The organism is Pseudomonas hamedanensis, assembly GCF_014268595.2.
GTDB classification, from domain to species: Bacteria; Pseudomonadota; Gammaproteobacteria; order Pseudomonadales; family Pseudomonadaceae; genus Aquipseudomonas; species Aquipseudomonas hamedanensis.
This window is the reverse complement of sequence record NZ_CP077091.1, coordinates 3,655,162-3,668,582: the sequence shown is the minus strand read 5'-3', so window position 1 is coordinate 3,668,582 and position 13,421 is coordinate 3,655,162. Positions and strand designations below refer to the sequence as shown.

13 protein-coding genes are annotated in these 13,421 nt (G+C 59.6%); 9 read left to right on the top strand and 4 right to left on the bottom strand.

Annotation, left to right across the window (positions count from 1 at the left end; genetic code table 11):
* The first annotated feature begins 139 nt into the window (after window positions 1-139).
* Both HU739_RS15830 and HU739_RS15825 read left to right on the top strand, forming a co-directional pair.
* Window positions 140-1,150 (top strand): class 1 fructose-bisphosphatase, encoded by a 1,011-nt coding sequence (locus tag HU739_RS15830; protein WP_039756611.1) that lies wholly within the window; start codon window positions 140-142, stop codon window positions 1,148-1,150.
* 3 nt (window positions 1,151-1,153) lie between these two features.
* Window positions 1,154-1,756, top strand: a complete 603-nt coding sequence (locus tag HU739_RS15825; protein ID WP_186552122.1) for a DUF924 family protein — start codon at window positions 1,154-1,156, stop codon at window positions 1,754-1,756.
* A 1-nt stretch (window position 1,757) separates the two neighbouring features.
* On the opposite strand, the gene HU739_RS15820 is transcribed toward HU739_RS15825, so the two are convergent.
* From HU739_RS15820 to HU739_RS15810, 3 genes are all read right to left on the bottom strand, one after another.
* A complete protein-coding gene (locus HU739_RS15820; protein ID WP_186552121.1) occupies window positions 1,758-2,090 on the bottom strand; it encodes a type II toxin-antitoxin system RelE/ParE family toxin in 333 nt (110 codons plus the stop codon).
* Window positions 2,087-2,359, bottom strand: a complete 273-nt coding sequence (locus HU739_RS15815) for a type II toxin-antitoxin system Phd/YefM family antitoxin (protein WP_186552120.1) — start codon at window positions 2,357-2,359, stop codon at window positions 2,087-2,089. The genes HU739_RS15820 and HU739_RS15815 overlap by 4 nt, the downstream gene beginning before the upstream one ends.
* A 218-nt stretch (window positions 2,360-2,577) precedes the next feature.
* Entirely contained in the window at window positions 2,578-4,470 is a 1,893-nt protein-coding gene (locus HU739_RS15810; protein ID WP_202884250.1) for a methyl-accepting chemotaxis protein, read from the bottom strand.
* A 281-nt stretch (window positions 4,471-4,751) separates the two neighbouring features.
* On the opposite strand from HU739_RS15810, the gene HU739_RS15805 reads away from it, so the two are divergent.
* Both HU739_RS15805 and HU739_RS15800 read left to right on the top strand, forming a co-directional pair.
* On the top strand, window positions 4,752-5,006 hold the full coding sequence (locus tag HU739_RS15805) for a hypothetical protein (protein ID WP_186552118.1): 255 nt from the start codon (window positions 4,752-4,754) through the stop codon (window positions 5,004-5,006).
* Between the two features lie 30 nt (window positions 5,007-5,036).
* Window positions 5,037-5,606 carry a lipocalin family protein gene (locus HU739_RS15800; protein ID WP_186552117.1) on the top strand — a complete coding sequence of 190 codons (570 nt, stop codon included), beginning with the start codon at window positions 5,037-5,039 and terminating at the stop codon, window positions 5,604-5,606.
* 148 nt (window positions 5,607-5,754) lie between these two features.
* On the opposite strand, the gene HU739_RS15795 is transcribed toward HU739_RS15800, so the two are convergent.
* Window positions 5,755-7,119: a formimidoylglutamate deiminase gene (locus HU739_RS15795; protein ID WP_186552116.1), complete on the bottom strand. Its 1,365-nt coding sequence runs from the start codon at window positions 7,117-7,119 to the stop codon at window positions 5,755-5,757.
* A 146-nt stretch (window positions 7,120-7,265) separates the two neighbouring features.
* Here HU739_RS15795 and hutC point away from each other — a divergent pair, with 146 nt between their 5' ends.
* The 5 genes from hutC (at window position 7,266) to HU739_RS15770 (ending at window position 13,385) form a co-directional block, all read left to right on the top strand.
* A complete protein-coding gene (hutC, locus tag HU739_RS15790; protein ID WP_163013658.1) occupies window positions 7,266-7,976 on the top strand; it encodes a histidine utilization repressor in 711 nt (236 codons plus the stop codon).
* Entirely contained in the window at window positions 7,973-8,545 is a 573-nt protein-coding gene (locus HU739_RS15785; protein ID WP_186552115.1) for a HutD/Ves family protein, read from the top strand. The genes hutC and HU739_RS15785 overlap by 4 nt, the downstream gene beginning before the upstream one ends.
* A 474-nt stretch (window positions 8,546-9,019) precedes the next feature.
* Window positions 9,020-10,711, top strand: coding sequence for a urocanate hydratase (gene hutU / locus HU739_RS15780; RefSeq protein WP_186552114.1), 1,692 nt, complete (start codon window positions 9,020-9,022; stop codon window positions 10,709-10,711).
* A 163-nt stretch (window positions 10,712-10,874) separates the two neighbouring features.
* A complete protein-coding gene (locus HU739_RS15775) occupies window positions 10,875-12,347 on the top strand; it encodes a purine-cytosine permease family protein (RefSeq protein ID WP_186552113.1) in 1,473 nt (490 codons plus the stop codon).
* A gap of 69 nt (window positions 12,348-12,416) precedes the next feature.
* A complete protein-coding gene (locus HU739_RS15770) occupies window positions 12,417-13,385 on the top strand; it encodes an ABC transporter substrate-binding protein (RefSeq protein WP_186552112.1) in 969 nt (322 codons plus the stop codon).
* Window positions 13,386-13,421: the final 36 nt, after the last annotated feature.

Below are 13,421 nucleotides of genomic sequence, written 5' to 3'. Positions count from 1 at the left end.
CTGAACTCTCCACCGACAATCACGTCTCATACAGGCAAATACACCCAGGCGCACGTTAGCCGGCGTCTTCGCTCGCTAGGTTTTCAGACTCCCTGTAAACTGCGCGGGTTTTTAGCCCCCCATTCCACCGGAGCCGTCCATGTCCCGCGTTACCTTGAGTCGCTATTTGATTGAGCAGACCCGCAGCAACAACACTCCTGCCGATCTGCGCTTCCTGATCGAAGTGGTGGCGCGTGCCTGCAAGGAAATCAGCCACGCCGTGTCCAAAGGCGCCCTGGGTGGTGTTCTGGGCAGCATGGGCACCGAAAACGTACAAGGCGAAGTGCAGAAGAAACTCGACGTGCTGTCGAACGAAATCCTGCTCGAAGCCAACGAGTGGGGCGGTCACCTGGCCGGCATGGCGTCCGAAGAAATGGACAATGCCTATCAGATCCCTGGCAAATACCCGAAGGGCGCCTACCTGCTGGTATTCGACCCGCTGGACGGTTCGTCGAACATCGACATCAACGCTCCGGTCGGCACCATCTTCTCGGTACTGCGTTGCCCTAACGAATACCTGAGCCAGAACGAGCCGCTGAACGAAAAAGCTTTCCTGCAGCCAGGCACTCAGCAAGTGGCTGCCGGTTACGCGATCTACGGCCCGCAGACCATGTTGGTACTGACCCTGGGCGACGGCGTCAAAGGCTTCACCCTGGACCGCGAAATGGGCAGCTTCGTGCTGACCCACGAAGACATCACCATTCCTGAAACCACTCAGGAATTTGCGATCAACATGTCCAACCAGCGCCACTGGGAAGCCCCGGTGCAGCGCTACGTCGGCGAGTTGCTGGCCGGTGAAGAAGGCCCGCTGAAAAAGAACTACAACATGCGCTGGGTCGCGGCGATGGTCGCTGACGTGCACCGCATCCTGACCCGTGGCGGTCTGTTCATGTACCCGCGCGACAGCCGCGAGCCGTCCAAGCCGGGCAAGCTGCGCCTGATGTACGAAGCCAACCCGATGTCGTTCCTCGTCGAACAAGCGGGCGGCGCCTCCACCGACGGTCACCAGCGCATCCTCGACATTCAGCCGGAAGGCCTGCACCAGCGCGTCGCGGTGTTCCTCGGCTCGAAAGAAGAAGTCGCACGGGCCACGGCCTACCACAAGGAATAAACCATGCACGCGCCCTGGCAGCCGTTGCTCGATTGGTGGTTCGGACAGGCCGAATCGCCGAATGACGTAGCGGCCGAGAAGGGCAAGTTGTGGTTTGGCAAGCGAGACAGCCAGGACCTCGAAGCGCGTGAGCGGTTCGGGGTCTTTGTCGATCAGGCCCTGGCCGGCGAATTGACCGAGTGGACGCAACGTCCCGAAGGTTGGCTGGCCGTGGTGCTGTTGCTTGATCAACTGCCGCGCATGATCTATCGCGACACACCGAAAGCGTTTTCCGGTGATCTGCGCGCGCAGAAACTCGTCGCGCAAGGTATAGCGGCGGATTTTGATCGGCAGTTGAAACCGATTCAGCGGGTATTCATTTATCTGGTGTTCGAACACTGCGAAAACCTCGCGGTGCAGAATGAGGCGGTTTCCCGGTTTATCGAACTGGTGGCTGAACAGCCGGAGGCGGAGCGGGCGGTGTTCGCCGATAACCTGGACTATGCCGAACGGCATCAGAAGGTGATTGCCCGGTTTGGAAGGTTTCCGCATCGCAACGCGGTGTTGGGGCGGGAGTCTACGGCTGAGGAATTGGAGTTTCTTTCGCAGCCTGGCTCGCGTTTTTAATTCAAGGATTACCTTGTAACAATCGCTTCATCAGGAGTGCAGGTAAGCTTTTTCGAGTGTCGACAACGATGTGGATGTAGACAGTTTTTTCCCGCACCTCATAAATCACCCGATTCATTCCCGAAACTATTTGCCGGTACTGGCCGAGGTTGAGCTTTTCGATTTCTTCCGGAATTGATCCGGAAAAAGGCGAGTCAGCCAAGCCGTTAATGGCAGTCTTGAGATCGGCGCAGGTGATTTGCCAGATTGCATTTGAAAATTGTTTGATGAGATAGGTGCGCAGTTCTTTGAGATCGGTTTGGGCTGACTGGAGAATGACGACCCTTAACTTCATTGCAGATCGGCCTTGTCCAGTTCCGAGAATACCCTCTCGGCGTCATCGAATTTGCCTTCCTCGATTTCCCGATTGCCCATTGCCAGTAATTTCAGCAAGGCCATCGTGTCTTCCTGTTCTTCAAAGCTTTTAACGTCCATGACCACGAGCTTGGCTTCGCCGTTTTGTGTGATCACCAGTGGCTCGCGGCTTTCTGTGATCGTTTTGACAATCTCCGCCGTGTGACTTTTCAGATAACTGATAGGTTTGATTTGTACTGAAAGCTTCATGGAATTAGCCCGCCAATTGGAGTCGGACTGAGTTTAGTCTTAATTCAGTCCGGCGTCAGTGCGAGCTGATCAGTGTATTCGATGTTGAGGTGTGCCCATTGAGGCCGCCTTCGCGAGCAAGCCCGCTCCCACAGGGTTTTGTGGCGGAACACAAATCGTGTACACACCGAAGACCCTGTGGAAGCGGGCTTGCCCGCGAAGAGGCCAGTGCCAGCAACCTAGATCCTGAAGCTGCCGACCAACTGCTTCAGACGCGCCGCCTGTTGTTCCAGGTCCGAACACGCGCGCAACGTTGCCTGCAAGTTCTCCACACCTTCCTGATTAAGCGTGTTGATCTCGTTGATATCGACGTTGATCGACTCGACCACTGCGGTCTGCTCTTCGGTCGCGGTGGCCACCGACTGGTTCATCCCGTCGATTTCACCGATGCGCTGGGTCACGCTGCCCAGGCGTTCACCCGCCTGGTTGGCGATGCCGACGCTGCTTTCGCTCTCGCGCTGGCTCTCGGTCATGATGGTTACGGCCTGACGGGCGCCGACCTGCAATTCCTCGATCATCTTCTGCACTTGCTGCGCCGAATCCTGGGTGCGGTGCGCCAGATTGCGCACTTCATCGGCAACCACGGCAAAACCGCGCCCGGCTTCACCGGCGCGCGCAGCTTCGATCGCGGCATTGAGCGCCAGCAGGTTGGTCTGTTGGGAAATGCTGGTGATCACTTCGAGAATCTGGCCGATGTTCACCGTGTTGCTGTTGAGGGTTTCGATGTTGCCGCAGGAATCGCTGATCTTCGCCGACAGTTGTTGCATGGCCTGGATGGTTTTATCCACCACCTGCTGACCGTCAACCGCCAGGCTGCGCGCGTCGCTGGAATGCTGCGAGGCGAGGGCCGCGTTCTGAGCGATTTCCTGGGCGGCGGCGCCGAGCTGATTGATCGCCGCGGCGACGCTGTTGGTGCGGCTGGCTTGCTGGTCGGAGTTGTACATTGACGAGTTCGAAGCAGCGACGACGCGCAGGGCGACTTCGTTGACTTGGCCGGTGGCCGAGGACACTTCGCGGATCGAGGTGTGGATGCGCTCGACGAAGCGGTTGAACGACGTGCCCAGCGCGCCGAATTCATCGTTGCCGTGAATCACCAGACGCTTGGTCAGGTCGCCTTCACCTTCAGCGATGTCTTGCATGGCACGGCCCATGGTCAGCAGTGGTTGCATCAGGACCCGAATCAACAGGCTGAGCAGGGCGATGATGATCAGCACGGCAATGGCCATGGCGATCAATGCCGACGTGCGGAACTCGCTGAGCATCGAGAACGCGGTGTCTTTATCCAGCACCAGTGCCACGTACCAGTCGGCCGACGGCACGCCGTTGATGCGGGTGAAGGAAACCAGTTGGGTCTTGCCGTCGAATTCGACTTCCTTGAGGCCCGGGCTGACTTGCGGCGCACCGTTCGGATAGGCCTCGGCGAGCGTCTTGAGCACCAGTTTGCTGTCCGGGTGGATCAGGATTTTGCCGTCGGCGCTGACAATGAACGCATGGCCGTGGCCGTCGAAATTCAGCGAGTTGATGATCGCGCTGACGCTGCTCAGGTCGATGTCGGCACCGGCGACGCCGAGCATCTGACCCTGGCGCTGCACCGGCGTGGCGACGGTGATCACCAGTTTGCCCGAGGAGGCGGCGATGTAGGGTTCGGTGACGATGGTCTGTTGTGCGCTGTTGGCTGCCTTGTACCAGCCGCGGGCGCGCGGATCGTAGTCCGGCGCACGGTTACCGGCCGGCACCGAGAACATTACGCCGTCCGCGCCGCCAAAATAGCTGAGCTGGAAATTGCCGGTGTAGGCGGGCAGATCAATGATGCGCTTCAGACTGGCGGGCGCGTTGCCGTCCACTGCAACTTGCTGGGACAACGATTGCAGCAACTGAATGCGGCTGTCCAGCCAGGTCTGGATGTTGCTGGACGTCAGGCTGCCCAGTTCCTGCATCGTCGAGTCGGTGCTGCTCTCCAGGGCTTCGCGTTGGCGATAGTCGTTGAACAAAATGAAACAGGCGAACGCAACAGCCACCACAAGGGCGGCAGCCAACAGAATCTTGTGGCTGAATTTCATGTTTCTGGTCATTGAATGAACTACCGCGAAGGGACTGGTCAAGAAAGCGCGGCAATTTGCCATATCCGGCGGCTGTGCGCTGCTCTTATTTCGACCGCGCCGCGCCAAAGATTAGGCGGCTACGACGAAAGTCGACGAAATGCTCGACAGCGTCACGAAGTTTTTGATTTGCCGAAAAAAGCCAGACGGGCGGGCAAATAAATAGCCGTTCGCCCACGGAACCAGATGAGGGTTTTCTCTTCTAAGCTTCTGGTTGGCACCATGCCATCCCCCCTCGTTCCAGGAGTTACACCATGTCGCTGCGATCTCTCGCCCTGCTGTCGTTTTGCGTGCTGTTGGCCGCATGCAGCAAGGTCAATCAGGAAAACTACTCGAAGCTCTCGGCCGGCATGGCCAAGTCAGACGTGGAGACCCTCCTCGGCAAACCGACTGATTGCTCGGGCGCGCTCGGTATGTCCAGCTGCACCTGGGGCGACCAGAAAAGCTTTATCAGCGTGCAGTATGCTGGTGACAAAGTGTTGATGTTTTCCGGCCAAGGCCTGAAGTAAACCGGGGCTTCGCGCCCACGGAGAAGAAAAATGAAGCGGTTATTGCTGATCCTTTTTGCCGGCCTGGTACTGGCCGGCTGCGCCACTTCCGGCGTGGACCCGTTGGCGCCGAAGACCGTCGACAGCGTCAATCTGAAACGTTACCAAGGGACCTGGTACGAGCTGGCGCGTCTGCCCATGTATTTCCAGCGCCATTGCGCACAATCCGAAGCGCATTACACGCTCAAGCCTGACGGCAACATCGGTGTACTCAATCGCTGCCTGACGCCGGACTGGCAGTGGGAAGAGGCCAAAGGCACGGCTTATCCACAAGTCCCGGGCAAGACCGACAAGCTTTGGGTCGAATTCGATAACTGGTTTTCGCGCCTGATCCCCGGTGTGGCGAAGGGCGAATACTGGGTGCTGTACGTCAGCGACGATTACAAGACTGCGATTGTCGGCGACCCGAGCCGCAAGTACATGTGGCTGCTGTCACGCACACCGACCGTCAATGGCGTAATCCGTGAAGAGCTGCTGAGCAAGGCACGTCAGCAGGGCTACGACACCACGCGACTGATCTGGCGCGCGTCGGATCGGCAGATGGCCAAAACTTCGAATTAAGAGCAAAAAGATCGCAGCCTTCGGCAGCTCCACATCGATCGTTCCTACGCTCCGCGTGGGAATGCCTCAATGGACGCTCCGCGTCCGCTGTTGGGACGCAGAGCGTCCCGGGATGCATTCCCACGCAGAGCGTGGGAACGATCAGCTTTCAGCCTAAAAGATCGCGCAGGACCTGGGTGAAGGCCCGCGCGCTGTCTTCTTCCCCGGCATGCCGGCCATCGCGCACCACCCACTGACCATTGACCAGCACATCGCGCACCTGCCGATCGCCACCAGCAAACAGCCAGCGATTCAGAATCCCGTCACCCGAGGCCGTCGCCAGATACGGATCGTTGCCATCGAGCACGATCCAGTCCGCACGTTTGCCCACGTCCAGCGCGCCGATCGGCTGCCCCAGCGCCTGCGCGCCACCGTCCAGCGCGGCGTCATACAGCGTGCGTCCGACCATCGGCTGATCCGCGCCATACAAGCGGTTGCGCCGTTGATCGCGCAGGCGCTGGCCATATTCCAGCCAACGCAGTTCCTCTACCACACTGAGCGACACATGGCTGTCGGAGCCAATGCCCAGGCGCCCGCCCTGCGCGAGGAAATCCACTGCCGGGAAAATCCCGTCGCCCAGATTCGCTTCGGTGGTCAGGCACAGACCGGCGATGGCGCGACTCTTGGCCATCAGCGTGACTTCTTCCGGATTGGCGTGGGTCGCATGGACCAGGCACCAGCGCTGATCGACTTCGGTGTTCTCAAACAGCCATTGCAGTGGACGACGCCCGCTCCAGTTCAGGCAGTCGTCGACTTCCTTTTGCTGTTCGGCGATGTGGATGTGCACCGGGCATTGTTTGTCGCTGGCGGCGAGCACTTCGCTGATCTGCTGCGGTGTCACCGCGCGCAACGAGTGGAAACACAGCCCCAGCGATTGCGCCTTTTTCTGCGCCAGTAATGGCTGCAGGCGCGATTGCAGGTTCAGGTAGTTTTCCGTGCTGTTGATGAAACGGCGCTGGCCGTCGTTCGGGGGCTGACCGCCAAAACCGGAGTGGCTGTAAAGCACCGGCAGCAGGGTCAGGCCGATGCCGCTTTCACTGGCGGCGTGGCTGATACGCAAGGCCAGTTCCGCCGGATCGGCGTACGGCTGGCCGTTGCTGTCATGGTGCACATAGTGAAATTCGGCGACCGAGGTGTAACCGGCCTTGAGCATTTCGATGTACAACTGCCGGGCAATGACGCCGAGCTGATCGGGGCTGATTTTTCCAACGAGGCGATACATCAAATCGCGCCAGGTCCAGAAACTGTCGTTCGGATTGCCGGCCACTTCGGCCAGACCCGCCATTGCCCGTTGAAAGGCGTGGGAATGCAGATTGGGCATTCCCGGCAGCAACGGCCCGCTCAGCCGTTCGGCGCCATCTGCAGTGGAATCGGCCTGGATGCGGGTCAGCAGGCCTTCGGCGCTGACCTCGAGACGTACATTGTTGGCCCATCCGTTAGGCAGCAGCGCGCGTTCGGCAAAGAAAGCGGACATGGTTCAGCACCCCATCGTGTGTTATTTGTATATACATATACAGACGTTTGCCTGCCCGGTAAACTCCGGCAAGCTAGTCACTTTCATCCAATGAACAGGGATCAACCGTGCCGACTCCGCCTCCAGTCTCTCCGTTGGCCGCGAACATGGGCGACAGTCCGGCGCCCTTGTACGCCCGCGTCAAACAGATGATCACCCAGCAGATCGACAGCGGTAACTGGCCGCCGCACTACCGCGTGCCATCCGAGAGCGAGTTGGTCAATCAACTCGGTTTCAGCCGCATGACCATCAACCGTGCCCTGCGCGAAATGACCGCCGACGGTCTGCTGGTACGCATGCAGGGCGTCGGCACGTTTGTCGCCGAGCCGAAGAGCCAGTCCGCGCTGTTCGAAGTGCACAACATCGCCGACGAAATCGCCTCGCGCGGCCACCGTCACACCTGCCAGGTCATCACGCTGGAAGAAGAGGCCGCCGGTTCCGAGCGCGCACTGGCGCTGGACATGCGCGAAGGGCAGAAAGTGTTTCACTCGTTGATCGTGCATTACGAAAACGACATTCCCGTGCAAATCGAAGACCGTTTCGTCAACGCACTGGTCGCCCCGGAATACCTCAAGCAGGACTTCACCCTGCAAACTCCTTATGCCTATCTGAACCAGGTGGCGCCGCTGACCGAAGGCGAACATGTGGTCGAGGCGATCCTCGCCGAACCGTCCGAGTGCAAATTGCTGCAAATTGAAAAAGGCGAGCCGTGCCTGTTGATTCGCCGGCGTACCTGGTCGGGGCGCCAGCCGGTGACGGCGGCGCGTTTGATCCATCCGGGTTCGCGTCATCGTCTGGAAGGGCGGTTCCATAAATGAAATATGAAGTGAAGGTTCTCCGCGCCGAGGGCTACCCGCGCATGCCGTGGAAAAATGGCGGCGGCAGCACTGAAGAAATCACCCGCGACGCGGGTGCCGGCCTGGACGGTTTCGGCTGGCGGCTGTCGATTGCCGACATCGCCGAATCGGGCGGTTTTTCGACCTTCGCCGGCTACCAGCGAGTGATCACCGTGTTACAGGGTGACGGCATGACCCTGTGTGTCGACGGTGACGATACCTGTCCACTGTTACCCCTCGACCCGTTCGCCTTCAGTGGCGAAAGCCAGGTGTCGTGCACCTTGCTCGGCGGTGCGATTCGCGACTTTAATCTGATTTATGCGCCGCAACGTTACAGCGCGCGGTTGCAGTGGCTGGATGGCGAGCAACGGTTTTTCAGTTCGGCGGGGACGGTACTGGTGTTCAGTATCAGTGAGCTGATGGCCGTGCGTGTTGGCGACGGTGTTTCGCAGCTCGGTCGGCATGATTGCCTGCAACTGGACGGCAACAGCGGGCTGGTCGAAGTCTCCACCAGCGCCGCCTGCTGCGTGATCGAACTCTTCCAAAACTGACTACCCCCTGTGGTGAGGGGATTTATCCCCGTTGGGCTGCGCAGCAGACCGCTTTTTTTAATCAAGAATGGGGCCGCTTCGCGACCCAGCGGGGATAAATCCCCTCGCCACAAAAGTCATCCCACTGTTGTTTCTCACCGCGCACCAACTTGTTACCGAACGCCCCAGCGTGGCGCAATACCACGCTCTCGCAGCCAATCCCAACCTCCTCAAAATACTCGCGAAGAAAATTTCATTCACGCCAGGACCCTTGATTCAGGCGTTCTCCAGCCTCGTTCGCAATTTTTCTTGAACAGCCCTTCAGCAAGTTGGCCGCTTGATTGCATATGCTTGTATGTACAAGTAAAGACGTATGCGTATGAGTCGCTCGAGACTCTCCGCAGCGTCCACTGATTCGCTTGTCGCGCATTGATGCGCGCAGGCTGCTGCCCACTGCCAGGGTTGGTTTGAATTGATCGCTGAGGAGTCTTTTTCGTGACTGACAATACCCGGAAAACCACAAAGTATCGCGACGTCGAAATCCGTGCTGCACGCGGTAACACGCTGACCGCCAAGAGCTGGCTGACCGAAGCGCCGCTGCGCATGCTGATGAACAACCTCGACCCGGAAGTCGCCGAGAACCCTAAAGAGCTGGTGGTCTACGGTGGCATCGGTCGTGCTGCGCGCAATTGGGAATGCTACGACAAGATCGTCGAGAGCCTGACTAACCTGAACGACGACGAAACCCTGCTGGTGCAATCGGGCAAGCCGGTCGGTGTGTTCAAAACCCACAGCAACGCGCCGCGCGTACTGATTGCCAACTCCAACCTGGTGCCGCACTGGGCAAGCTGGGAACACTTCAACGAACTCGACGCCAAAGGCCTGGCCATGTACGGCCAGATGACCGCCGGCAGCTGGATCTACATCGGCAGCCAAGGCATCGTTCAGGGCACCTACGAAACCTTCGTCGAAGCCGGTCGCCAGCATTACAACGCTGACCTTAAAGGTCGCTGGGTGCTGACCGCGGGCCTCGGTGGCATGGGCGGCGCACAACCGTTGGCCGCCACCCTGGCCGGCGCCTGCTCGCTGAACATCGAATGCCAGCAGGTCAGCATCGATTTCCGCCTGAAAAGCCGTTACGTCGATGAGCAAGCCAAAGACCTCGACGACGCCCTGGCGCGCATCGACAAATACACCAAAGAAGGCAAAGCCATCTCGATTGCCCTGCTCGGCAACGCCGCGGAAATTCTCCCGGAGCTGGTCAAGCGCGGCGTGCGTCCGGACATGGTCACCGACCAGACCAGCGCCCACGACCCGCTCAACGGTTACTTGCCGGCCGGCTGGAGCTGGGACGAATACCGCGCCCGCGCCAAGACCGAACCGGCCGCGGTGATCAAGGCTGCCAAGCAGTCGATGGCCGTGCACGTCAAAGCCATGCTGGAATTTCAGAAGCAAGGCATCCCGACCTTCGATTACGGCAACAACATTCGTCAGATGGCCCAGGAAGAGGGCGTCGAAAACGCCTTCGATTTCCCAGGCTTCGTACCGGCCTACATCCGTCCGCTGTTCTGCCGTGGCATCGGCCCGTTCCGTTGGGCGGCGTTGTCGGGTGATCCGCAAGACATCTACAAAACCGACGCCAAGGTCAAAGAGCTGATCCCCGACGACGCGCATTTGCACAACTGGCTGGACATGGCCCGCGAGCGCATCAGCTTCCAGGGTCTGCCGGCGCGTATCTGCTGGGTCGGTCTGGGCTTGCGCGCCAAGCTGGGTCTGGCCTTCAACGAAATGGTCCGCAGCGGCGAGTTGTCGGCGCCGATCGTGATCGGTCGCGACCACCTCGATTCCGGCTCGGTCGCAAGTCCCAACCGCGAAACCGAATCGATGCAGGACGGCTCCGACGCCGTGTCCGACTGGCCATTGCTCAATGCGCTGCTCAACACCGCGAGCGGTGCGACCTGGGTGTCCTTGCACCACGGCGGCGGTGTCGGCATGGGCTTCTCGCAGCATTCGGGGATGGTGATCGTCTGCGACGGTACCGATGAAGCGGCCGAGCGCATCGCGCGCGTGTTGCATAACGATCCGGCTACCGGGGTCATGCGTCATGCCGATGCCGGCTACCAGATCGCGATCGACTGCGCGAAAGAGCAGGGGCTGAATCTGCCGATGATTACCGGCAGCAAGTAACACGCTTTTGCTTTATGTGGGAGCGAGCTTGCTCGCGAAAGCAATCTTTCAGCCAGCAAAGATGTTGAATGTGCTGGCCTCTTCGCGAGCAAGCTCGCTCCCACAGAAAAGCAGCTCCACCGAAGCTCAGTGAACCCGAATAACAATCCACAGAGGTTGAATCATGGCGGTTAACCACGATCGTGCAGGCAGCAAACCGTTGATCGAAAGGCGTTCGATCGATTACATCCCGGAAGCGGAAAGACACGGTCGTCTGTTCAGCCAGTTCACCCTGTGGATGGGCGCCAACCTGCAAATCACCGCGATTGTCACCGGGGCCTTGGCCGTGGTGCTCGGCGGTGATGTGTTCTGGTCGTTGATCGGTCTGCTGATCGGGCAACTGCTCGGCGGTGGCGTAATGGCGCTGCATGCGGCGCAAGGGCCGAAACTGGGCTTGCCGCAGATGATTTCCAGTCGTGTGCAGTTCGGCGTTTACGGCGCGGCGATTCCCATCGTGCTGGTGTGCCTGATGTACCTCGGCTTCACTGCCACCGGTACGGTGCTGTCCGGGCAGGCGCTGGGTCAGTTGTTCAACGTCAGCGACAGCGTTGGCATCCTGATTTTTGCCAGCGTGATCGTGCTGGTGACGGTGCTCGGTTATCGCGTGATCCACTGGATCGGCCGCGTCGCCAGTGTCATTGGCGTGATCGCCTTCGTGTTCCTGTTCTGGCGGCTGATGAGCCAGACCGACGTGGGCGCGCTCCTGCAAATTCGCCACTTCAGCTGGAGCAGTTTCCTCCTCGCGGTATCGCTCGCCGCCTCTTGGCAGATTGCTTTTGGGCCTTACGTCGCTGACTACTCCCGTTACCTGCCGAGCAATACGTCGGCGGTCAAAACCTTCTTTGCCGCCGGTGCAGGTTCGGTGGTGGGCGCTCAGGTTGCGATGATTCTCGGGGTGTTTGCCGCGGCCTCGGCCAACGGTCAATTCGCCGGACATGAAGTGGCCTACATCGTCGGTCTGGGCGGCACCGGCGCCACCGCTGCGCTGCTGTATTTCAGCATCGCGTTCGGCAAGGTCACCATTTCGACGCTGAACTCCTACGGCAGCTTCATGTGCATCGCGACCATCATCAGTGGTTTTCGCGGCCACTTGCAGGTCACGCGTTTGCAGCGGCTGGTGTTCGTGCTGTTTATCGTCGGTGCGGCAACCTTGATTGCCTTGCTCGGCCAGCATTCGTTCCTTGGTGCGTTCAAGTCTTTCATCCTGTTCCTGCTCGCGTTTTTCACGCCGTGGAGCGCGATCAACCTGGTGGACTACTACTGCATTACCCGCGAGCGCTATGACGTGCCGGCGCTGGCCGATCCGAACGGTCGCTACGGCCGCTGGAACCTGCTGGGTATCGGCGTCTATGTGTTCGGCGTGCTGGTGCAGCTGCCGTTCATCTCGACCAAGTTCTATACCGGGCCGCTGGTGGCTGCCCTCGGTGATGTGGACATTTCCTGGATCATCGGTCTGGTGCTGCCCGCTGCCGTCTATTACGTCTGCGCAAAAAAATGGCACAGCGCAGTGCCCGATCACCTGATTCTGCCGGTCGAGCAGAACAGCGTTGTACAACCTAAAACAAGCGGGGCCGGTCGCGCTGCGGCGCAGGCCTGAATTGGACGTGGACAGGCTGGATGCCTCTTGACTGCCGTAAGCCCATTCATGATTAGGAGCGTCACAACAATGAAATCGAACAAGACCCTGCTGACCACATTGCTGTCCATGGGCCTGTTGGCCAGTGCCGGCGCGACCCAGGCTGCCGGCTGGTGCGAATCGGGCAAACCGGTGAAATTCGCCGGCCTGAACTGGGAAAGCGGCATGCTGCTGACCGACGTCATGCAAGTGGTGCTGGAAAAAGGCTACGGCTGCAAGACCGACAGCCTGCCGGGCAACTCCATCACCATGGAAAACGCCCTGAGCAGCAACGACATTCAAGTGTTCGCCGAAGAGTGGGTCGGCCGCAGCGAGGTCTGGAACAAGGCCGAGAAGGCCGGCAAGGTCGTCGGTGTCGGCGCGCCGGTGGTGGGTGCAATCGAAGGCTGGTATGTGCCGCGCTACGTGATCGAAGGCGACGCCAGGCGCAAGCTGGAACCGAAAGCGCCGGAGCTGAAAAACATCGCTGACCTGGGCAAATACGCCGCCGTGTTCAAGGACGCCGAAGAGCCGTCCAAGGGCCGTTTCTACAATTGCCCGGCCGGCTGGACCTGCGAGCTCGACAACAGCGAAATGCTGAAAAGCTATGGCCTGGAGAACAGCTACACCAACTTCCGCCCGGGCACCGGACCTGCGCTGGATGCAGCCGTGCTGTCGAGCTACAAGCGTGGCGAGCCGATCCTGTTTTATTACTGGTCGCCAACCCCGCTGATGGGGCAGGTGGATCTGGTCAAGCTTGAGGAAAAACCCGGCGTCGACAAGACCGTGAGCATCAAGGTCGGCCTGTCGAAAACCTTCCATGACGAAGCGCCGGAACTGGTCGCCGTGCTGGAGAAGGTCAACTTGCCGATCGACCTGCTCAACCAGAACCTGGGGCGCATGGCCAAGGAGCGCATCGAGTCGCCAAAACTGGCGAAAATCTTTCTCAAGGAACATCCTGAAGTCTGGCACGCATGGGTGAGCGAAGACGCAGCCAAAAAGATCGACGCGGCCTTGTAGGTCGAGCCATTCCGGCTGCCGCCACCGGCAGCCGGA

What these genes read in the sequence shown, in the direction of transcription:
- HU739_RS15830 (WP_039756611.1), top strand. Translation starts at nt 140, where the DNA reads ATGTCCCGCGTTACCTTGAGTCGCTATTTGATTGAGCAGACCCGCAGC.
- HU739_RS15825 (WP_186552122.1), top strand. Translation starts at nt 1,154, where the DNA reads ATGCACGCGCCCTGGCAGCCGTTGCTCGATTGGTGGTTCGGACAGGCC.
- HU739_RS15820 (WP_186552121.1), bottom strand. Translation starts at nt 2,090, where the DNA reads ATGAAGTTAAGGGTCGTCATTCTCCAGTCAGCCCAAACCGATCTCAAA.
- HU739_RS15815 (WP_186552120.1), bottom strand. Translation starts at nt 2,359, where the DNA reads ATGAAGCTTTCAGTACAAATCAAACCTATCAGTTATCTGAAAAGTCAC.
- HU739_RS15810 (WP_202884250.1), bottom strand. Translation starts at nt 4,470, where the DNA reads ATGACCAGAAACATGAAATTCAGCCACAAGATTCTGTTGGCTGCCGCC.
- HU739_RS15805 (WP_186552118.1), top strand. Translation starts at nt 4,752, where the DNA reads ATGTCGCTGCGATCTCTCGCCCTGCTGTCGTTTTGCGTGCTGTTGGCC.
- HU739_RS15800 (WP_186552117.1), top strand. Translation starts at nt 5,037, where the DNA reads ATGAAGCGGTTATTGCTGATCCTTTTTGCCGGCCTGGTACTGGCCGGC.
- HU739_RS15795 (WP_186552116.1), bottom strand. Translation starts at nt 7,119, where the DNA reads ATGTCCGCTTTCTTTGCCGAACGCGCGCTGCTGCCTAACGGATGGGCC.
- hutC (WP_163013658.1), top strand. Translation starts at nt 7,266, where the DNA reads ATGGGCGACAGTCCGGCGCCCTTGTACGCCCGCGTCAAACAGATGATC.
- HU739_RS15785 (WP_186552115.1), top strand. Translation starts at nt 7,973, where the DNA reads ATGAAATATGAAGTGAAGGTTCTCCGCGCCGAGGGCTACCCGCGCATG.
- HU739_RS15775 (WP_186552113.1), top strand. Translation starts at nt 10,875, where the DNA reads ATGGCGGTTAACCACGATCGTGCAGGCAGCAAACCGTTGATCGAAAGG.
- HU739_RS15770 (WP_186552112.1), top strand. Translation starts at nt 12,417, where the DNA reads ATGAAATCGAACAAGACCCTGCTGACCACATTGCTGTCCATGGGCCTG.